The organism is Wukongibacter baidiensis (genome assembly GCF_050888315.1).
Classification (GTDB): Bacteria; Bacillota; Clostridia; order Peptostreptococcales; family Caminicellaceae; genus Wukongibacter; species Wukongibacter baidiensis.
Genome location: NZ_CP138202.1, coordinates 2,666,293 through 2,688,513 on the forward strand (window position 1 = coordinate 2,666,293; position 22,221 = coordinate 2,688,513).

17 protein-coding genes are annotated in these 22,221 nt (G+C 35.0%); 2 read left to right on the plus strand and 15 right to left on the minus strand.

Features of this window, described 5'->3' with window-relative positions; all coding sequences use genetic code 11:
* The first annotated feature begins 208 nt into the window (after positions 1-208).
* On the plus strand, positions 209-1,141 hold the full coding sequence (locus R9X47_RS12055) for a magnesium transporter CorA family protein (protein WP_432667113.1): 933 nt from the start codon (positions 209-211) through the stop codon (positions 1,139-1,141).
* A gap of 233 nt (positions 1,142-1,374) precedes the next feature.
* On the opposite strand, the gene R9X47_RS12060 is transcribed toward R9X47_RS12055, so the two are convergent.
* From R9X47_RS12060 to R9X47_RS12110, 11 genes are all read right to left on the minus strand, one after another.
* Positions 1,375-1,998: a sulfite exporter TauE/SafE family protein gene (locus R9X47_RS12060; RefSeq protein WP_432667115.1), complete on the minus strand. Its 624-nt coding sequence runs from the start codon at positions 1,996-1,998 to the stop codon at positions 1,375-1,377.
* Positions 1,999-2,038: 40 nt separating this feature from the next.
* A complete protein-coding gene (locus tag R9X47_RS12065; protein WP_432667117.1) occupies positions 2,039-3,268 on the minus strand; it encodes a hypothetical protein in 1,230 nt (409 codons plus the stop codon).
* Between the two features lie 459 nt (positions 3,269-3,727).
* Positions 3,728-4,513 carry an AAA family ATPase gene (locus R9X47_RS12070; protein ID WP_432667119.1) on the minus strand — a complete coding sequence of 262 codons (786 nt, stop codon included), beginning with the start codon at positions 4,511-4,513 and terminating at the stop codon, positions 3,728-3,730.
* 21 nt (positions 4,514-4,534) lie between these two features.
* A complete protein-coding gene (gene cooS / locus R9X47_RS12075; protein WP_432667120.1) occupies positions 4,535-6,421 on the minus strand; it encodes an anaerobic carbon-monoxide dehydrogenase catalytic subunit in 1,887 nt (628 codons plus the stop codon).
* 358 nt (positions 6,422-6,779) lie between these two features.
* Positions 6,780-9,161, minus strand: a complete 2,382-nt coding sequence (lon, locus tag R9X47_RS12080; protein WP_432667122.1) for an endopeptidase La — start codon at positions 9,159-9,161, stop codon at positions 6,780-6,782.
* Positions 9,162-9,288: 127 nt separating this feature from the next.
* The gene (locus R9X47_RS12085) at positions 9,289-9,999 is read right to left on the minus strand and encodes a hypothetical protein (RefSeq protein ID WP_432667124.1); all 711 of its coding nucleotides are present in this window, start codon (positions 9,997-9,999) and stop codon (positions 9,289-9,291) included.
* A 63-nt stretch (positions 10,000-10,062) separates the two neighbouring features.
* Positions 10,063-10,479: a MarR family winged helix-turn-helix transcriptional regulator gene (locus R9X47_RS12090; protein WP_432667126.1), complete on the minus strand. Its 417-nt coding sequence runs from the start codon at positions 10,477-10,479 to the stop codon at positions 10,063-10,065.
* A 204-nt stretch (positions 10,480-10,683) separates the two neighbouring features.
* Positions 10,684-11,058, minus strand: coding sequence for a redoxin domain-containing protein (locus tag R9X47_RS12095; RefSeq protein ID WP_432667625.1), 375 nt, complete (start codon positions 11,056-11,058; stop codon positions 10,684-10,686).
* Between the two features lie 12 nt (positions 11,059-11,070).
* Entirely contained in the window at positions 11,071-11,319 is a 249-nt protein-coding gene (locus R9X47_RS12100) for a hypothetical protein (RefSeq protein WP_432667128.1), read from the minus strand.
* Between the two features lie 79 nt (positions 11,320-11,398).
* Positions 11,399-11,983 (minus strand): TetR family transcriptional regulator C-terminal domain-containing protein, encoded by a 585-nt coding sequence (locus R9X47_RS12105; RefSeq protein WP_432667130.1) that lies wholly within the window; start codon positions 11,981-11,983, stop codon positions 11,399-11,401.
* A 296-nt stretch (positions 11,984-12,279) separates the two neighbouring features.
* Complete coding sequence (locus R9X47_RS12110) at positions 12,280-14,631, minus strand: glycyl radical protein (RefSeq protein WP_432667132.1); 2,352 nt, start codon at positions 14,629-14,631, stop codon at positions 12,280-12,282.
* 143 nt (positions 14,632-14,774) lie between these two features.
* Between R9X47_RS12110 and R9X47_RS12115 the strand changes: the two genes are divergently transcribed.
* Entirely contained in the window at positions 14,775-15,620 is an 846-nt protein-coding gene (locus R9X47_RS12115) for an AraC family transcriptional regulator (RefSeq protein WP_432667134.1), read from the plus strand.
* A gap of 91 nt (positions 15,621-15,711) precedes the next feature.
* On the opposite strand, the gene ortB is transcribed toward R9X47_RS12115, so the two are convergent.
* Genes ortB through R9X47_RS12135 form a run of 4 tightly spaced genes read right to left on the minus strand, consistent with a single transcriptional unit; the run spans position 15,712 to position 22,209 of the window.
* Positions 15,712-17,142, minus strand: a complete 1,431-nt coding sequence (ortB, locus tag R9X47_RS12120; RefSeq protein WP_432667136.1) for a 2-amino-4-oxopentanoate thiolase subunit OrtB — start codon at positions 17,140-17,142, stop codon at positions 15,712-15,714.
* Positions 17,142-17,447: a 2-amino-4-oxopentanoate thiolase subunit OrtA gene (gene ortA / locus R9X47_RS12125; protein WP_432667138.1), complete on the minus strand. Its 306-nt coding sequence runs from the start codon at positions 17,445-17,447 to the stop codon at positions 17,142-17,144. Before ortA ends, ortB begins: the two co-directional genes overlap by 1 nt.
* Positions 17,448-17,476: 29 nt before the next feature.
* A complete protein-coding gene (locus R9X47_RS12130; protein ID WP_432667139.1) occupies positions 17,477-19,834 on the minus strand; it encodes a glycyl radical protein in 2,358 nt (785 codons plus the stop codon).
* Between the two features lie 17 nt (positions 19,835-19,851).
* Positions 19,852-22,209: a glycyl radical protein gene (locus R9X47_RS12135; RefSeq protein ID WP_432667140.1), complete on the minus strand. Its 2,358-nt coding sequence runs from the start codon at positions 22,207-22,209 to the stop codon at positions 19,852-19,854.
* Positions 22,210-22,221: the final 12 nt, after the last annotated feature.

Genomic DNA, 22,221 nt, shown 5'->3' on the forward strand with positions numbered 1-22,221 from the left:
TTAAAGGGAGTGATTTTATGGATTCTGGGCCGAGTAGTTATAAGTCTATAGAAAAATTGATAAATTCACCTCATATTATTGTTTATTATTAACAGGTTGTTTCCTTTGTATTTCTGAGACCAATCGTCCATTTCCTGTTAATAGTAAATAGGAGTGAGGTATTATTGGTATCTGCATTATTTAAACTAAATACAAAGGATGTGCTGCTATGATTCAAATATATAAAACAGTAGAAAATGAGCTTCTTACATTAAATACTACTGAAGATGGGATTTGGGTTAATTTAGTAAACCCAAGCTTTTCAGAGATAAAGGAAGTTTCAGAGAAATTTAATATAGAAATTAATGATTTGAAGGCAGCCCTTGATAAGGAAGAAAGGGCTAGGATTGAAACTGAAGAAAACTATTTTGTTATTTTAGTTGATGTTCCAATAACTGAAGAAGATTCTAATTCTGAAATCTACTCAACTATTCCACTTGGTATTATCCTTGCAAAAGGTTTTATTATAACCGTTTGTACCAAGGAATTACCTTTATTAAATGAATTCATTAATAAAAAAGTTAGAGGCTTTTTTACATTTAAAAAGACCCGCTTTATACTTCAAATACTTCATAAAAACGCCTCATATTTCTTACGCTATCTAAGGCTTATTGATAGAAAAAGTAATCGAATTGAGGAAGAACTTCATAACTCAATGAAAAACAAAGAGTTATTTCATCTATTGGCTTTAGAAAAAAGTTTAGTTTATTTCTCAACCTCATTAAGGGCAAACGAGATTGTATTAGAAAAAATGTTAAGACTGGAAAACATTAAAAAATACCCCGATGACAAGGACCTACTTGAAGATGTTATCATAGAAAATAAGCAGGCAATAGAAATGGCAAATATATATAGTAAAATTTTGAGCGAGACGAGGGATGCCTTTTCCTCTGTTATATCGAATAACTTAAACATAGTTATGAAGTTTTTAACTTCTATAACTATAGTAATGTCAATACCAACTATAATTGCTAGTTTTTATGGTATGAATGTAGCATTACCTATGTCAAAGAATCCTAATGCTTTTCTGTATATTTTATTAATAACATTTATTCTTTCTGTAGTTTCTGCATTTATTATGGCTAAGAAAAAAATGTTTTAACGCAAGAGCTGCTCAAGTGCAGCTCTTTTTTAGTCATTTAGTTTTGATAAAAGCTATGAGATAATATATAACTGTAATATCTTATATTTGAAGGTAAGAATGAATTCATATTACAACAGAAAAAGTAAATGTCTAGAAAAAGAAAATGGTATATGCTTTGCATATACCATTTATTATTTTTCAGTTAGTCTACATGTCACTCCCTACATTAGCTTATAGACGCTTACAAGTCTTTAGATGCTAATTAAGGAATAGACATAATATGAACCAAAGCCTAAACTAGATATTCCGATAGCTAGATTCATAAATCTATTTATATTTGGATTACTATTTACTGCAAATGGAATGCCTATGATAAGGGTACATAATAGCATACTTATAATCGTACCCAAGCCAAATATAGCAATGAATAAACTTCCTTCTAGGTAACTATTAGCCGTAGATACAGTTAGTAACACCATTGCCGCACTTCCTGCTAGCCCTTGGATAAATCCTATTGATAATGACTTTATATAATCAATAATTCCAGATCCATGGGTATCATTGTGGCTATGACCATGTGAGTGAAGGTTCTTTTTATAATTTATTATTGTTCTTACACCAAGAAAAATTATCATTATCCCAACACCAATTTCTAAAAAATCAGCTATACCGGTAGGTATTTCTTGTTTCAACATTATAGCGATCATACCTATTATTAATAGAGTAGCAGTATGGCCCATTCCCCAAGTCACTCCAACCATTGCTGCTTTTCTGATATTTTTTGTTGTGCTAACAATATTTGATACGGAGACAATGTGATCTGGTTCTATGGCATGCTTAAACCCCAATAAAAATGCAAATAAAAATATTGGCATCTCACTCCTCCTATTCAAACCTCTAATATATATAATAAAACTAGTTGTTTTCTCGATTTACATTGAACCCTAATTTTTTTATTAATTGATTATAGGTTAAGCCAAATAATTTTTTTATTAAATAAGATGATGGTCCATTAAGACTATTATATTGCTTCTGCGTTGGTAGCCTCATATTCTTTTCTACATATAGTTTTATTTGTTCCTTAATTCTTTCAAAAACTTCGTCGTCATTTAGACCTAGATATCCTTCAATAAAATCAACTTCATTATAACCTAAGTATTTAATTAACTCTTTATAGGTTAATTTGAAACGCTTTTTTATATATCCATAGGAAGGAACATCCAATGATTGAAACTCTTCTGCATTTGGAAGCCTTTTCTTTTCCTTGGCAAAGCCCTCGATTTCCTCTCTAAATCTAAGCAAACATTCATCATCGGTAAAATACTTATATTTTTCTCCAGGATTAATCGGATCAAAACCCAGCTTTAGCAACAGGGCATTGTAGGTAAGATTATGCCTCTTCTTAAAGTATATTTCCGACGGTGCCTTTAGTTTGCTATATTGAAATTGTGTTGGAACAGTTTTATGTTCATCAACAAAATTTTGAATTTCTTTCCTTGTAAGCTCAAATATTTCATCATAGCTGTAATTTTTATAAACCAGGGGTTTATGTCTTAATCCCAGTGAATATCCTAAGCTCTCTAATAGATCATAATATGTCTTCTGAAATCTACTTTCATAAAATGCAACTGAACCAATTTTGAATTTACTAAAAGCCTTCTTATTAGGAAGTTTATTATGGGTTTCTAGATATTCATCAACCTTCAATTTAACCTGTCCTAATAAAACATCCTTTGGTATATGCTTGTATATCTTAAACCCATTTATATGATCACAGTCAATGTTTTTTAGAAGCTTTGGATAGCTTATATTAAATCTCGCCTTTAGATAATTCAATGATGGTAATGGTAGAGTTTTATAAATTTGCTCGTTTGGAACATATTCATAGCTATCAATGAAATTCTTAATCTTCTTTTTAATCAAATCGTATATTTCTTCCTTGGATAGCTTTCCATAATTTTCTACAACGCTAGGTTTATATGGATCGTATCCTAATTCTATTAAAAGGTCATTATATTTCATTTTTACATTTTCATTAAGCCATTTATATTCATTCGGATATTTAATTTTAAATTCTCTTTCGGTTGGGAGCATGTTAAAAATACTAATATACTCCTTTAACAGGCTTTCAATATCTTTTTTCAAGGAAACCTCTCCTCTAATAGTGGGATTTCAACTAATAAATACTCATCTATATATAATACGATAATTATCTTACATTGTGGAGATTTGACAGCCAACGTTTTTGAGGATGACAAATCTTCGGAATGTCATAGATTTTTCGTAACTTATATTATATTATACGATAAATATATAGATTTTTAAAAGTTTATATGGGGATTTAAGTAAAGACTTTAATTTATACTTGTCCAAAACTCCTAGAAGATTTGATTATTTGTACATATATAAATTAAGTTTTACTACGTAAACCCTATATATTAAGTTTAGAGGAGAAGTTCATTGAAAAAAATGACATGGTGTCAGACACACTTAATTGAGTGGGGGTCAAATGGTCTCGTCACCATGTCATACTTTGTTTTTAGTAGTAAAGTATACCTTTTATTCAATATAGATTAATGTTTTAGTTTTTTAACACATAGGGAATTATGACCCTTTTGAAACCATATCTAATAATTTTTTCTTAATATCCTTTACTTCTGTAACGGTCCTTTTACATAAATCATAGGGTGATGATTCCCTTCTATCCGAGTCGACGATTTCTTCATTATAGTGTATAGCGCCCAGTATATCATCCTTATTTATATTTTCTTTTATATATTCTATATCTTCTTCATTTCTTACTTTGTTTGCAACTGCAAATACTCTTTCAACCCCTATGTCCAAGGCCATCTTCTTAACTTTTTGATAGGTTTGAATACTTCTAATTCCTGGTTCAACTACAACAATGAATGCATCAACGCCCTTTGCAACCCCTCTACCTATATGCTCAATCCCGGCTTCCATATCCATAATCATTATCTCTTTATTTTCTAATATCAAGTGGGAAATTAGCTTTTTCAATAATACATTTTCAGGACAGTAACATCCTTCACCACCCTTATCAACGGTTCCTAAATTCAGCAAATTGATCTCATTGAATTTATGTGAATGCTCATTCTCAATGTCATCTACCCTAGGATTAAGCTTAAACATCTTGCCGAAGCCCCCTAGAGAACAGGCCGTTCTTTCCTCTATTAATTCCTTCATTTTCGAGATCGGAACTATATTGTCTATAATTTCTTGAGGAAACCCTAGTGCTAGAGCAAGATTATCATCTGGGTCTGCATCTACTGCAAAAACCCTATTCCCTTCATCTGCAAATACTCTGCATAGTATAGATGTAAATGTAGTTTTTCCAACTCCACCCTTACCTGTAATTGCTATCTTCATAGACTTATATCCCTTTCCTTTCTATATCCCTAACTTTTTTCTTTTTATATTCATTCTCTCAACAATCTGCTCCGCCGTTTTTATTGGATCTGTTTCTACAAAGAACTTCGCACCTACTATATCTTCAACATCATTTAATAGGATATTCACAACCTTTTCAGAACCTGTTATTTGTGGTAATACTCCTAACCAGGTGTCTATTCCTGTAGCCACAACATATACTCCAATAGCCACTGCCTTTTCAGACATCCATTCTGGAGCCACACCAACAACAGGTAAGTCTGAAATGTCTACTTCTAGTAGTTTTGCAACCTCTCCCGTTAGCTGTAGAATTCTGCTAATATCTACACAGGAACCCATGTGCAGTACAGGAGGAATATTTAAACCTTCACAAACGGATTTCAAACCATCTCCAGCTAGTTTAGCAGACTCTATATTTACCAAACCAGCCTTTGCCAATGCAGTTGCTGAACATCCTGTCGCAACTACTAGCACATCATTTTCAATTAACTTTTTAGCAATTTCTATATGGTTATAATCCTGCTTAATTCTTGGGTTATTACATCCTACTAGGGCTGCTACCCCTCTAATTTTCTTCCCTGCAATGGCACCTACTAGTGGCATAAGGCTTCCCTTTTCATTTTCATTTGCCGCTTTATCAAGATGTTCGATTATGGATTCTACACTGTACCCAACCATGAATTCAGTTCTATTATCTGGAATACAAATATACTCTTTATCTCTATTTGGGAAGTTTTCAATAGCTTTAAGAACAATCCTTTTAGCCGATTCATATGCATTTTCTTCATCAAACTCAATATGGGTAGCGCCTGTAATTCGAGCTGTAGGTGAAGTTGTAATGAAATCTGTATGATACTTCTTTGTTAAATCCGCTAGCGAAGGTAGGATACACTGAACGTCTACAATAACCGCTTCAACTGCTCCAGTTATAACTGCTAATTCCTGTTGTAGAAAGTTTCCTCCATTTTTGGTCCCATGTCTCATTGACAATTCATTTCCTGTACAACACATTCCCACTAGATTAATTCCATCTGCTCCTACTTCCTTTGCCTTAGCTACTAAATCAGGATCAGAAACAGCTAATAGAATCATTTCCGAAAGACTAGGCTCATGTCCGTGTAGTATAATATTTACTTGATTTTCTTCTAGCACAGCTAAGTTCGATTCAGTTTTTGTTGCCTTAGGTACATCGAACAATATATCGCTTATTGCCGTTCCCATATAGGATCCAGCCCATCCGTCTGCCAGAGATGTCCTTAAGGCCATACGCAACATCTCTCCTGCATCTGCCATACAACCTATATGGGTGGAATGCATTATAGAAACAACCTCTCGATCAATTGCCCTTGGCATAATGTTTTGTCTTCTCCAAAGCTCTTTCCTTACTTCTGGTACAGCCTTCGGTAATCTGATTTCACCAAAGGGTTTCCCAAAGTTCTCTAATGCAACTTCTGCAACTTTATGGCCTATTTCGTAAATATCCTTTCCCTCTGTATCAATATCCCATTCCTCTGCAAGCTTCCTCAGCTTATCGGCATTCTTTATCGTATAATCGCCATCCTTCGATGCACCGTGAAGCAAATGTATTATTCCCCTAGCATGGTCAGAATGGGAAGCAGTTCCTGCTGCAACCATTCTAGCTAAATTTCTTGACACAATCACATCCGCAGTTGCTCCACACAGTCCTCTGCTAGCCCCTTTGCCTGGAACAGGGCTGATACGACATGGACCCATGGCACAAATCCTACAACATAGACCCTTTAAGCCAAATCCACATTGTGATTTCATACTTTGAACTCTATCCCAAATAGTCTCTACTCCATCCTCTCTTCCTTTTTCTAACAGTGGAACCATATCATGATTTACCAATGATTCAAAATTTTGCATTTTATAACCTCCCCAGAAATAGAATAACTTGACGTAAATTGTCGAAATATTAATTTTATTATAGCAAAATATTTTTCACAAAACAATAGTAATCGTATTTTTTATAATTTTATTTAATAATGCGTAATGTTTATTTATTTTTATCATCACAACAAAAATAAATATATATAGTTATATTTACATCCCTTTTTCTTTGAGTTTTTAGTGAGTAAACCATTAGAGTTTTCGAATAAAAACTCAATGGCATAAAAGCCTTTTATTTCGATCAGATTTTTCTTCAAAAATGATCTTAATAAAACTAAAAAACTAGATGGTATAAATAACCATCTAGTTTTTTAGACAAAATTCTCAATTAATTTTATGCACTTGCACCACTTACTTCCTCCGTTGCCATTTCTAAAATCGCTGGTTTGGGTAGTTCTATTCCAATTGTTTCTTTTATTACATCTTCTACTGTTTCTACAAGGATAAATTTCAGTTCATTTCGAACATCTTCAGGTATATCAGTTAAATCCTTTTCATTATCCTTTGGTAAGATAATACGTTTGATGCCAGAACGATGGGCCGCCAATACCTTTTCTTTAATTCCTCCTACTGGTAGTACTGCACCCCTTAATGAAATTTCTCCTGTCATTGCTAGTTTAGGGTCTACCTCATGACCTGTTACTAAGGAAGCTATCGTTGTAAATAATGCGACCCCTGCAGATGGTCCGTCCTTTGGTATTGCCCCTGATGGCACATGAATATGGAGGTCATTTTTGTTGAATTCTATGTGTTTTAAATTGAATGCCAGTCTAGATCGAATCAAAGTTTGAGAAATTTTCGCCGATTCCTTCATTACGTTCCCAAGTTGACCTGTAAGCATTAATTGACCATTCCCTGGCATCAAAGCACCTTCAATAAATAGGATATCGCCACCTACTGGCGTCCAAGCCAGTCCTGTAACAACTCCTGGAGGATTCTTTTTACTTACCATATCATATCGAGTAATTTCATGACCTAAGATATCAAATAGCATATCCTTTTTAACAATGTATGGTAAATCTACTTTCCCAACTACTATCTTTTCAGATGTAACCCTTGCAACAGCTGAGAGTTGACGTTTGATCCCCCTTACACCAGCTTCCTTGGTGTATTTTTCAATTATTGTTTTTAGAGCCTCATCATCAATTTGGAGTTGATCACTGTTTAAACCATGTTCTTCTAGCACAGAGTCAAATAAATGCTCCTTTGCAATATGGAATTTCTCATTACTTGTGTAGCTACTAATATCTATAATTTCCATACGATCCCTAAGTGGTCCAGGAATACTTTTTAATGAGTTAGCCGTTGCTATAAAGAACACATCGGATAGGTCATAGGGTACTTCTAAATAATGGTCTGCAAAGCTATTGTTTTGCTCTGGATCTAAAACTTCTAATAGAGCGCTGGCTGGATCACCGCTGACGGATGCCATCAATTTATCTACTTCATCTAAAATAAATACTGGATTCTTTTCGCCTGCACGCTTCATTCCTTGAATTATTCGGCCTGGCAGTGCACCAATGTAGGTTCTTCTATGACCTCTAATTTCTGCTTCGTCTCTAACTCCACCAAGGCTGATTCTTACATATTTACGTCCTAAAGCTTTGGCTATGCTTTTACCTAGGCTAGTTTTACCCGTTCCTGGAGGGCCCACTAATAATAGAATCGAACCTTGCTTATTTTGTTTTAATTTCATTACTGTTAGATGTTGAATTATACGGTCTTTAACTTTTTTAAGACCATAATGCTCTTCATTTAACAATTTTCTTGCAGCTTCTATATCTACATCTTTAATCTTGCTTTCACCCCAAGGCAAGCTTGTTAGTAAATCAAGGTAGTTTCTAATAACATTGCCCTCGGAGCTATTTGGTCCTTGCCTATTTAATTTATTTAGTTCATCAAGAGCAACTTCTTTAACATCCTCAGGCATATTAGCTTCTTCAATTAATTCTTTATAATCTTTTTTCTTTCTTGAAGTACTACCCTCTGATTCATTCAATTCTTCTTGAATAGCTTTAAGCTGCTGCCTCAGCATATTTTCTCTGTAATTTTTGTTAATTTGATTATTGAATTTTGCTGCCATTTCCATTTGGAACTTTATTGATTCCTTTTGTTCGATCAAAATATCTAAAAATCTTAGACTTTTCCTTCTGAGTGAACGTATTTCAAGAAATCCTTGTTTTTCTTGAAAAGACAGATTCATAAATGGAAGTATATAAGCGATAATCTTTGTAATATCATCTAATTGGTTTATATACTCAACATAGGCTTCTGACCCACTAAAGTTTTGACTAATTTCAGAGACTAATTTTCTGATATAGTTTATCATCTCTGTTTGGTTTCTCTGATCTAAATCAATAATATCTGGAATAAAGTTATATGTTGCTCTAAAGTTTGTGTTATCTGGAATGAACTCCTCCACTTCTACTCGTTCAATAATATCTATATTGAACTGATAACCATCCTTCAGTATCTTTGTGTCCTTAATCTTAATTAATGTTCCTACGCGGTATAAATCCTCTTCTTTATAGACTCCATCATAATCTTCTTCCTTAACGGCCAATGCAATACCATAGAAATCATCTTGTACAATTCTGCCATAAAATTGATTTCCCATTTTTTTATTAACTTTTATTGTCATATCTGATCCATGAAATAAAACTGTGTCTGGTATAGCCACTATAGATAACTCTTTATTTACATTTAAATCTTTCACTAAAATCACCTCCGAGTGTTATGGGTAACTGCGATCTTACTAACTTCTTCATCTATTTCTTGTTTAATAATTGCTTCACTTAATTTTCAAATTTCATTCTCCATCATTAACAATTACTGTATATTTCCTAACCATTTACAAGCTTTAATTCTTGCATTTGATTATCTAAAACAGGTTCAGTTGCCTTGTCAATCATCTCTAACATGCCTTCATTGGTAAATAGCAGTATAGCAATCATTCTTCTCAGTTTTTTAGATGACCTTATGTAAAGCCCCCAACCCCATCTATCGATTTTGGGTTTTACTAAGTATTTTTCTAAAGTCACCTTTAGAAATGCTACAGTTCCAACGAAGAGTACACTGAGTGCTGCAGAATTTATGAATACATCTCCAGAGTGACTAACATGGGATAGTCCAATCACTAATATTAATGAAATCACAATTTCAACCATAGAAATTAATAAATACACATTTGAAAATAGCCTAGAATACCATTTAGTTTTTTTCTTTAGGCCCTTATTTAGTATTTTTAACTCTTCAAAGGCATCCTTCAATTTCTCGTTATTGCTATGCTTTAAAAGCTTTGGTTTTAGCTGACCTTCTATAATCTCATCGCTAAATTGATTTAACTTATTTTGTGCATCTTCAAAGGCCCATTCGATACTGTATTTTTCTCTATTATGATAGACATCATCGATTTCATCGAATAAGCTATCAATCTCTGTAAGATAGTTTAGCTCCCCTTGTTCCTTTTTTTGTTTAAAGCAGTCAATGAATTTATTTTTAAATGCCCTGTCAATTAGCGATTCAAATTTATCCTGCGCCTTACTCTTCTTCATTAAAATCCCCCTATGTATCATTATAGTTAGTTTTGCTTAACCTAACTTGTTTTTTAAAATTTTTTATTTTATTTTTGATAATAAATCAATTAGGTTATCAATTTCATCTTTATTAAGGCTTACTGTAATTCGATTGACTAAACTCTTAATAGCTAATTCTTCAATCCTTGCAATACATTTTCCCTTTTCAGTAAGATGAATATAATATACCCTTCCATCCTCCGGGCATTTTTCCTTATAGACACAATCTAGTTTAATAAACTTCTTAATCATTTCTGTGATTGATGGTTTAGATAAATCTAAAGTCTCAGCTAATTTACTAGTAGTAACACAGTCGCATTGGTCAAATTTCTTTATATACTCTATTTGGCGCAGGGTTAACTCAGACATATTAAATTCATTAATTAGCTTAAATGAGCACTGACCCTTTATTTTCATCAACCGACTACAGGTTTCAAATAGTTTTTCATTACTATCCAAAAGACCACCTCATTAATTTGTTAGGGTTTACCTAACAATATGATAAACCAAATTAATTTACTTGTCAAATAATAAAATTCAGAGACATCGAACTCCTTCGTCTTGGTTGAATTTTTCTTCGAGAAACGACTTTAATAAAAAGCTTGATAACAAATAAGTTACCAAGCCTTTTGGTTATATTTCAATTCTACAATCTATTATGGATTAAAGAACTTCCAAAACTTCCTCTGGTTCTAATCTTGTTGTATAATCAGTATCTACATAAGATAAGATTATTGTTCCATTTTCATCAGCTACATAGGTAGCTGGTACTGGAAGTTCATAATTATCATTTCCCTGTGTCCCAGGTAAATCAACTCCAAATTTTTCATATAGACGTCTCAGTTTTTCTCCAAGGGGAAAAACCAAACCAAATTTTCTTGCAACATCATTATTAATGTCACTTAATATTTCATATTTTAAAGAATGTTTTTCAATTAGATTTAATGAGTTATCCGGTAGCTCCGGTGAAATAGCCACAAATTGACCGCCTAGTGCATGTATTTCTGGAAGTATGTCTTGGTACCTACCAAGCTCTATATTACAATACGGTCACCAACCACCTCTGTAGAAGTTTATAACTAATGGCCCCTGTGCTAATAAATCGTCGGAGCTTATTGGTTCTCCTACAGCATTTTTAAGTACAAAACTAGGCAGCTTATCACCTACCTTTAGGGCTTTTTCTTCTATTCCTTGTTTAGCAAGCTTTTCTGCAAATTCACTAGAAATATCAATGATATCCTGTGAAGCATTTTCCAAAAACTGTTTCTTAATTTTTTCAAGTTCAATCTTTAAACTCATGATCATTCCTCCATTCTTTAGTATTTTTTTAATCACTTTTATATGACCAGTCATCTCAAACAATTCCAAAATAGAAGTTTTACTTAAGTAAAACTTCTTCTAATATCCTATAGAAATCATTTAGAACTTGACTGTTCTTATTGGCTTTCATTCTTAAGAGTGTACCTTGCCAACTACTCGCAATAAAATTGGCAAGACTGCTTATATCTACTTTAGGATTAAACTCATTAAGCTCATAGGCTTCCATTAAGCAATCATGAATTTTATTCACAATTTCGTTGTGGATTTCATCTGTAGCTTCAGAAATTATGGTGCTTGTATCCCCCATTTCTTGAGTTAAATTTCCAACAAAGCATCCAAGCTTAAAATCTGTGTCTTCATAATGGCTAATAAACCGTTTGTAGAATGTTTTAATTCGATCTAAAGGACTAACGCTTTCGTCTTTAAATATTCTAAAAGAACTCTCCCTCGAATCATAAAAGAAGAAGTTTAGAGCATCTACAGCATAGTGTTCTTTATCTTTAAAATAGTTATAAAACGAACCCTTTGGGATTTCTGCTGCATCGGTTATATCTTTTACACTTGTTCCGTTATATCCCTTTAGATACATAGTATCAATTGATTTTTTTAATATTTCATTCTTTCTTATTTGTTTTTTATCCATAATCAAATTATATGACCGTTCGTCTCAAAAGTCAAGGGTATTTCCTCAACTATAAGCTTGATTACTAAATACTAAATCACATTCTAATTTCTATTAAATACCACCATAAACTTAACACCTTGATCACAATTACTAGCATAAACTTCGCCACCATGAATCCTTATCACTCTTCTTACAACCGCTAACCCCAACCCAAAATTTCCTTAATTATCTAAAATTCATTTCATAAATCCTAGACAATAAGTAAAACACTCTATTAACGCCTATCAACGTTTTTAGAGTGTTTTACTTATTATCTAACCATGGGATGTCCTCAGGATTATATTTTCTTGTACATCTGGATCAAGTTCAACAAAATATGCTGAATATCCTGCAACACGTACCATAATATTCCGATGGTTTTCAGGAGACTGTTGAGCTTCCCTTAGAACAGCACTATCTGTAACATTTATCTGAATGTGCTCTCCAAGTAAGTCAAAATATGCTCTGATTATTTGATGAATTCGTTTCCTACCCTCATCACCTCTCACCAACACCGGATCCAGTTTCAAATTGAATAATGTACCTGCCAATGTCTGCATTTGATCAATTTTTGATACGGATTTAATCACTGCAGTAGGTCCTTCTACATCACGACCTGCAGCAGGCGATCCATTGTCTGACAAAGCTTCGAATGCATAGCGGCCATCAGCAGAGGCACCAACGCATTTTCCCTGAAGCACGTTAAACGATGATGACAAAACAGAAAGTATGTAACGTCCTCCTCTTGAATCCCTGTAATGTTCCAACTCCTTGTTATACATTGCAACAATTCGTTTTGCTAACAAATCTACCTCGTCATGGTCATTACCATACTTTGGCGGCTTGTTGATTAACAACGCCTGGATGTTCTTTTGTCCTTCAAAATTGATTTTAAGAATATCATTTAATTCAGCCAAAGAGAGTATTTCTTCTTTAAAAACAGCATAATCAATTGCAGCCAATGCATCTACTGTGTTTGCCAACGCAGTTATGAAAGTAGACGAAAAATTGTACTTAGCACCACCTTCCTGTAAGGAACGTGCTTTTTGAATACAGTCATCTACCGTAGAAGACGCAAATGGTGCTGGCATTCGTGTTGAATGCAAAGCTCCAACAACATTATACCCTTCAAGCATCAACCTAATAAAATAGTGCAGTTGTTTTTCAAAAGCTATCATAATATCTTCCAAGGACTTATAAGAAGACGCATCGCCAGTTTTCAGACCAATTTGCTTCCCTGTCAGCGGGTCTACACCATCATTCAAAATTAACTCAAGGAGCTTAATACCATTAATATAACCTACAACAGGTCGACCATCACTTTTACCACTTACAAAAGGTTCAACACATCCTTCAATACTCCAATCTCTGGCATCCTCTATGCTTGCCCCCTTAGCAAGCATCATTGGAATTACCAACTTATCATTGAAAAATGCTGGCATGGCCAGTCCTTTCTGTGTCAGTGTCAGTGCTTTGTCTAACACATTGGGATCAATATTATCATGATATCTAAAAGATGGAGACGGTTGAGTGGTCTGTACCCCTTCGAATGCTTCTAACATTGCCATTGAAAGTGGGTTTGAAGCATCTTCTCCCTCGGGTGTCTGTCCAGCAATAGCTACATTCTGCCACATTGGATATCCAGCAAAAGCTTGGGCATTAAACCCATCTCGGACTTTTAAAAGTTCCGTAATCTTTAACCATAACATTTGAATCAACTCAACTGCATCTTCTTTTGTCAACTCGCCTGATTCAATACTCTTTTGATATAGTGAATACAAGTATTGGTCAAATCTTCCTAATCCTATAGAATGGCCGTTCGTTTCTATCTGAATGATTAAATGTGTAAACCATACAAATTGAAGACCTTCCCAAAAAGTTTGAGGCGCTTCTTCTGGAATGCGACGACATATTTTACTGATTTTTTCTAATTCTAACTGTCTGTTCGAATTTTTTTCCTCTTTTGCCATTGCTTCAGCTCTATCGGCAAAGCGCTGTGCAAATGCAATAGCACCTTCGTTACTAATAATCACAGCATTTAAAAAGTCTACTTTTGATTGATTCTCATGGGTTCTAAGTCCAATTTCCTCAAGTCGTCCTTTGGCTTCGGTGATAACTCCTCTGTAACCCAACTGAATGAGTTTGCCATAATTCGGTACAACATGCCCAGTTGATGTTATTCGAGAGCCAACTGTTAGCACACCAGAACGTTCCGCCTCAAGAACTTCTTTTGAAAGAGCCTGCTCAGCCTGTTCAGCAAATCCCTGCCCTTTCCAACCTTCTAAAATATTAAGTAACTCAACTTTATTCTCCTTTGAAATCCTTAAGGGGTCTGTTTCCCTAGTTGCAAATTCGTCAATTTCATCAACCATCCACTGCGCACCATACTCTGGAAAGACTGGTGCACTTCGAAAAGTAGATGCATGATTTCCTACAATGAGTTCCTCCGCTCTAATATCTATCTCCATGTGTTCTAAAACATATCTTGTCACTTTTGCTTTTAAAATGACCGCTGGTTCGTTCTTATACATACCATAAGCTTCTGTCACCAATCTAGCCCTATCAATGCATATCTCAGGTATTGATTCTCGTAGCGCATCTTTGCGCCTCTGTACTCTTTCAGTCATTATTTCTACATCCTCCTTTTCTGATCTATTGTTTTTTTATAACTTATTGTATATAATAAATTTACCATATAGTAAAAGCACTTTCTTTGCGTATAAACGCATATTTATTGCATATAATAAACTTTTGATATGGAGGATAATTTATGGAATCAATCATAACGAAAAGTCTTGAAACTAAAGGCTATTTTGTTACAACTGAAGTTAGTAAAGAGTTTTCAATGGATTTTCATCTACATGATTACTTTGAAATATACCTTTGCATTTCTGGAGGACAACATTTTTTTATTGATGATACTATCTATGAAATGCATCAAGGTAGCTTATTTCTCATCAACAATACTGAAACCCACAAAACAGTTACACAGTCAAATTTACCTTATGAGAGATGTTATATTTATTTTGATCCAGATGCGGTATTACCTTTTTGTTCTTATAATTCTAATCTACTGAAATTCTTTACAGACAGACCATTAGATTTTTCACATCGTTTACAACTGAATACTGACCAATACGCAGAAATGCTTGAACGTCTTAACAGGCTAATGCAACTACCCGATGGCTTTGGCAAGGATATTTTAGAAAAGACATATTTTATTGAACTACTAGTTTTTATTTCTCGTCTTTATACTGAGGGAAGTTCAACTGTGGATACATATACTAACCAAACATATTACTACAAGGTTAAGCCTCTACTGGATTACATTAACACACATCTTCATGAGTCGATTCCACTATCAGATATCGCAGAAGAAATGCATTACAGCGTTGTCTATATGAGTAGGCTCTTTAAGCAATATACAGGCACAACAATTCAGAAATACATTATTGCCCGCCGTATAAATGAAGCAAAACGATTATTGAAATCTGGAGAGACAGTAACATCTGTTTGTCATCAAGTTGGATTTAATGACTACAGCCATTTCATTAGGACATTCAAAAAAATGGTTGGTGTACCACCAATGAAATATGCAAAAAAGAAACCTCTTTAATCTAAGACTTTATTGATCCTAGATTAAGAGGTTTAGTTAAGTATATATCATCTTAATATTATAGTTATTCACATTTCTTCCATCTATAAACTTATTGATTAGCTTCTACTTTAACTCCTCTAGCTTCCAATTCAGTAACTACCAAATCTCTGCTAGACTTGATTTCACCCATGATAAAGGCTATATCTTCTTCAGTTGCCGATGTCATCCCATAGTTTTTCACACAATTCTTAATATAGGATTGTCTCATCTCATTAATATCCTGAGTCCTTGCTTTTATAAAAGATGGGTCTTCTGGAAGTACAAGAGTTTCTCCTGGAACTTCATCATCCGGATTACCAAAGACAACTTCTATACCATTCTTCTTGGCAAACGTCAGTTGAGGCATAGGATGCTTTCCTGCACTAGTATATTCTGTTTCTTGAACAACGATAATTTCATCTTTATCCATTTGCTGAGCTAGTGAGAATGCAGCTGCAAGTGAAGTATTCCCAGCTGGTCCACGTTCATATCCCTCAAGAACTGATAAGGCTTGGGTAATAAAGAACAACTCCCCTTGCTTTACAGTTACAAGCTCATCCATATAACGAAGTACACGAGCTGCATTTCTAGGACAATCTGAACGATCCGGCCATGTAGTGAAAGGAAAACTAAAACCTGTATGGCCAGTTGTACAAGATTTTTTGTTGAAATCTTTATCCGAAGCCATATGAAGGCCTTTTAGATCAATACACGCTCCAATAACTCTGGTATCCTTAGCTCCTGCTTTAATCATCCCTCTTGCTGTACCAGTTAAATTACCTCCACCTGCATTGGTACATACAACACTATGGGGTTCTTTACCAAACTGTTCTCTACACTGCTGAACTAGTTCATAACCCAGGGTTTCAACACCTGCGATTCCAAATGGTGTATAAAGAGAAGCATTAAAATATCCGGTATCTTCTAACAAACTCAAATGGGTAGAAAACAATTCTGGTCCCACAGTTAATTGAACAACCTCTGCTCCATAAGCTTCACAAATTCTTTGTTTCTCTAGAATTTCTGGTTGCCCTACCTTGTTATCATCGTAGCATTCCTGTACCACAATACAATTAAGACCTTGTCTTGCTGCCTGGCAAGCAACTGCAGCACCATAGTTACCTGAAGTTGCAGCTATAACACCCTTATAACCCAATTTTTTAGCATGATGTACAGCTATAGAGGCCCTTCTAGCCTTAAATGACCCAGAAGCATTAGCCGCTTCATCTTTAACAACTATTCTGGCGCCCTTCCCTTCTGGTGCATATTTTCTAGCAAGTGCTGTCAAGTTGTTCATTTCTATAAGCGGGGTATTGCCAACACCGTGATTCAATTGAATCTCTCGCATTTCCTCTATTGAATAAGTCACCTCATTCATCATAGTCTCATAATCAAATCCAATACCGTCATACTCAAATTCGGAATAGTCTAATTGCATTGCCTTTTTCATAATATCACTTTTTCGAGCATTGATAGCCTCATAACTCTTATCCATAGTCATTAACAATCACCTACTCTCATAATCTTTTTAAGTTGCATTTCTATTTGAAGTAGTTCAGGTTGAAACTCACCAAAATCATGAATATAATTAGGATTGATCTCCACTAAAACACCTTTGGTCTTTCGCCCTGTAACCGTAGTGATTAATATTTCCTCTCCTATAGCAGCTTCCGATTCTGCTATTCCCTTTACCCACAGTTTTAAATCGCACCCTTGCGTATCTTCTGGAACTTGTGGTGCTCTATTACCTGATGTAAGTACTATATTTTGTATTTGCACCCAATCATTCTTTTTTGCCCTTATCATTATGCTCTCTTCCTTCCCTAAGGTATTTATTAAATACTTGTTTGAATTGTTCTTTCGATAATGTTTTCCTGTATATTTTCCTCTAAGTCAACGAAAAATGCAGAATAACCTGCAACACGAACAAGCATGTTTCGATATTTCTCTGGGTGCTTTTGAGCGTCCCTAAAGGTCTCGTTATCCACAACATTCACTTGCATATGACTACCTTTCATACTAAAGTGTGCCTTTAATACTGTCTCAAGAATATCTATTCCTTTTTCACCTTTTACAATCTGTGGATCAAATCGTTGATTAAGCAACATGCCTGCTTGCATTGCTCCTTGATCGATTGAATCAACAGATTTTACCACCGCTGTAGGACCACAAGTATCGCAGCCTATCATAGGAGAAGCATTGTCTGCTAATGGTGTATAGGCATGTCTGCCATCAGGTGTTGCCGTAATATTTTTCCCAAGCTGCACATTATAAGATTGGGTAGCACATACAGATATAAATGTTCCATCTCGTCCATCTTTATATTTTTTAATTTCAGCATCAGCACTTTCTGCAACAAACTTAGCATATTTATCAACCTGCTCTATATCATTACCATATTTAGGAGCCCTATGAATCAGCATCTGACGTAGATTTTCTTTATCTTTAAAGTCTGTTTCCAACAACTCCATAAGTTCTGTCATAGTTATATGGTTTTTATTAAATACACATTCTTCGATTGCAGCAAATGAGTCTGCAATGTTGGCTAATCCAGTAATTGCCATGGCATCCCATCTATAGTCAGCTCCCTTATCCTGAAGGAGCTTACCCTTTTCAATACACCCCTGTGTAAATGCAGACGAAATAAGCGTTGGCATAGTATAAGCATGAATAGATACCAATCTATTGAACTTACCGACAAATCGCTTAATAAAATAAGATAGTTGTGTCAGATAAGCTTCTTTCAACTGGCTTATAGATGTAAACTCTCTTGTATTGCCAGTCTTAGGACCGATTTGCTTGCCTGTTACAGGGTCTTTCCCACCATATAGGGTAATTTCAAATACTTTAATCAGGTTAAAGAATCCTAGCATTGACTGGTAATCCGAAACACCAGGTACAATAGGCTCTGTACAACCTAAAAGACACCAATCTCTTGCTTGCTCCTCAGTAAAGCCTAACTTCTTCAAGGCTGGAATACTGTTATTATCATTAAAAAATGCAGGATGACTTCCGCCAGTTAAAGCCACTTTTATTGCCAATCTGAACGTTTCTTCATCTACATTATCATGATATCTAAATGAAACCGGTGGCTCTTTTGTTTGTAAGTCCTCCATGCCATGAAGAATCAGCCTAGTCAATTCATTACACGCATCACTGCCATCCCTCTTTTGACCACCAAGAGTCATTTGAATATACAAGGCGCATCCTGGATAGGCAGCTGACTCATACTCATCTCTTAGGTACCACATCTCTTCAATTCTAAGTTTAAATTCATGAATAACATCACAGATTTCTTCTTCCGACACGCCACTCTCTAAATCTTTTTTGTAGAAATCATACATATATTGATCAAATCGTCCCAAAGCATGTATGTACCCCATGTTTTCAATCATTAGAGCATCGTGTGTTAGTAAAACAAGCTGTGCTGCTTGTAAAAAGTTTTGTGGAGGATTTTCTGGAACAATACGACAGTTAGTCGCAATGGTTTCATACATTTTTTTCTGATCAGGATTTTCACAAGATGCTGCCTTACTCTCTGCTAATTCAGCATACCTATGTGCTAACTTAATAACCCCTTCCATTGCAGTTATCATTGCTTCCCATTTTAATCTCTGATCAGTATTTTCAATGGTCATACCATCATTAAGCTTACTAATCTCTTCCTTGCATTTATCAATATAATAACGATATCCTCTCTTCACCAAGTTTGCATAGTCAGGCGCATGACACATAGTAGAACACTGCTGAATACCCCTTGTAAAAATACCACTTTTAACAAGTTCATGCTCTTCTTCAGTCATGATTTCATCAGTATAATCTCCAAATGTATGACCTTGCCATGATTTTGCTATCTCTCTAAGCTCCTCCTTTTCACCTGGCATATATTGAAAAGGATCAAACTGACGTGTATCAAAGGTTTCCACAGCCTCTGGCAGCCAATTAGTCATTTCCGGAAAAACAGGTACGGCTCGCGTTCTAGAAGCAATACTACCAGCTAAAAAAGAGTCCTCTTCAATGTAGATTTCCCTAGTCTTCAGAATCAAATCAAATAGTTTAGCTCTTCTGCTAACATAAGGCTCCACAGACGGAATCTTATAAAATTCTGTTGCAATTCTTGCCCTATCAAGACAGATTGTTGGTGTTGTATTTCTGATCCTATCACGGATTTTTTCTATTCTAGATGACAACATACTTTTCCTCCTCTACTCTACATCCCATTTTGTATTGTTCGTTCAATTATGTTATTTTGAATTTCCTCTGTTAAGTCAACGAAATATGCTGAATAGCCTGCTACTCTAACTAGGATATTTCTATATTTTTCAGGCTCCTTTTGTGCAGCTCTAAGCGTTTCATCATCCAATACATTTATCTGTATGTGAAAGCCACCCTTTGCAAAGTGAGCTCTAAATACTGCTTCTATGATATCTAAACCTTTTTCTCCTTCACATATGTTTGGATCAAACCTTTGATTCAATAACATACCGCTTGTCGGTACCAAAGGATCACATGCTGCTAATGAGTTCACAACAGCAGTAGGTCCATTTTTATCCATACCAGCCATCGGTGAAGCATTATCGGCTAATGGTGTAGTGGCTAACCTACCATCAGGTGTGGCACCTATCAGCTTACCCAACTCTACGTTATAAGCCTGAGTTGCTATTACTAGTGTAAAAGGTCCACCCATTGCATCACGATACTTCCTTGATTCTTGGTCAAGTGTATCAACAAGCCAATAAGAATACTTATCCACTTGTTCAATGTCATTTCCAAATTTCGGAGCCCTATTCACTAGCATCTGCCTTTTATCTTCATGCCCCTCAAAGTTATGATCTAACATATCAATTAAGGCATCCATGGAAATACTTTTTTTGTTGAATACACATTCTTCTATTGCCGCAAAGGAGTCAACAATGTTGGCAATCCCTGTGATAGCAATTGCTGAAAAATGATGGTCCGATCCTTTTTGCTGTAAAAGTTTGCCCTTCTCAATGCATCCTACCGATAATGCAGATCCAATGATTGTCGGCAGTGTATAGGTATGTCCTGACAATGTACGATTATACATATTGATAAATTTCTCGATAAAAAATGCTTGTTGTTTTTCATATGCCTGCTTTAAGTCCTCTATATTTTCAAAACCTCTAGGATCACCTGTTTGTGGACCTATTTGAGTACCTGTAACATGATCAAACCCGTTATGAAGCATGATATCAAAAACCTTAATTGGGTTAAAATATCCCGAATTACTTTGAAAATCACTTTTTCCTAAAACAAGTGGTTCAATGCACCCACAGATCCCCCAATTACGCGCTTCTTTTAGGGTGAATCCAATTTGAAGTAAATTTGTAATAGCTGTTGTATCATTATAAAAGGATGGATGTCCACCTGTATCTCTTGCTGCTTTTATAGCTAATCTAAATGTTTCTTCATCTATATTTGGATGATAACGGAATGAAATACATGGCTCATCAGTCTGCAAATCCAATAAACAACGTAAGAATACTCTAGTCAGTTCATTACAAGCGTCCTTTCCATTTTCCTTTACCCCACCCAAAATTATGTGCATCCAAAGCGGGCATCCTGGATCAGCAATGGATTCCTTGTAACCTCTAATCCCCCACATCTCCATTACTTTCAATTTCAGTTCATGAATAATGTCTGCAAAATGATCTTCGTCCTTACCCTCAGCCTTTTCCTTTTCATAAAACTTCAGCATATACTGATCATATCTTCCTAAATTGTGGTCACCTCCTGCAACTTCCAAAGTAAGCGCTAGATGGTGAAACCATATAAGCTGCGTGGCTTGCAAGAAAGTTTGTGGTGGATTTTCCGGAACCACTCTACAGTTTTCAGCCATTAGTAAAAGTTCTTGCTTTCTTTTTTCATCCTCACATACAGCCGCTTTTTCTTCTGCATGATCAGCATAACGATGAGCAAAGTCTATAATTGCTTCCATTACAATAATCATCGATTCCCAAGCAATTTCCTGCTCCATATCGTATACATCATTTATCTTATGTTCTGCTAATTTTTTCTTACAATCATCAATATAGTATCTATAACCTCTCTCAACAAAATTATCATAATCAGGTGAATGGTTCATTGTAGATAGATTAGATATACCATGGGTCATTAAACCTGATTTGATAATGTCTTTTGTTGCATCATCTATCAAACTATCAGTAACATCTCCAAAAGTTTGCCCTCTCCAAACATTAACAATCTTCCACAACTCATCTTTATCTTCTTTTGATCTGAATAGTAAATTCTCTGAAGGTCGGGTTTCAAGCGTGTCAAAATCATCGTAAAGCCACTTAGCTGTCTCAGGATACAAAACAACAGATTGAATTTGACTACCTTGATGACCTGCCATTTGCTCATCCTCATCAATAAAAATATCTCGATTTTTAAGATAATATTCAAATGCTTTTGCCCGTCTTAAAATATAATTATCCATAGTAGGTCTGCTATAATAGTCTGTTATTAATCTTGCCCTGTCCAAATCAAACGTTGCTTGTGTGTTGCGCACCCTCTCGCTAAGTTTGGTAATTCTATCAGTTAACATAATACATCCTCC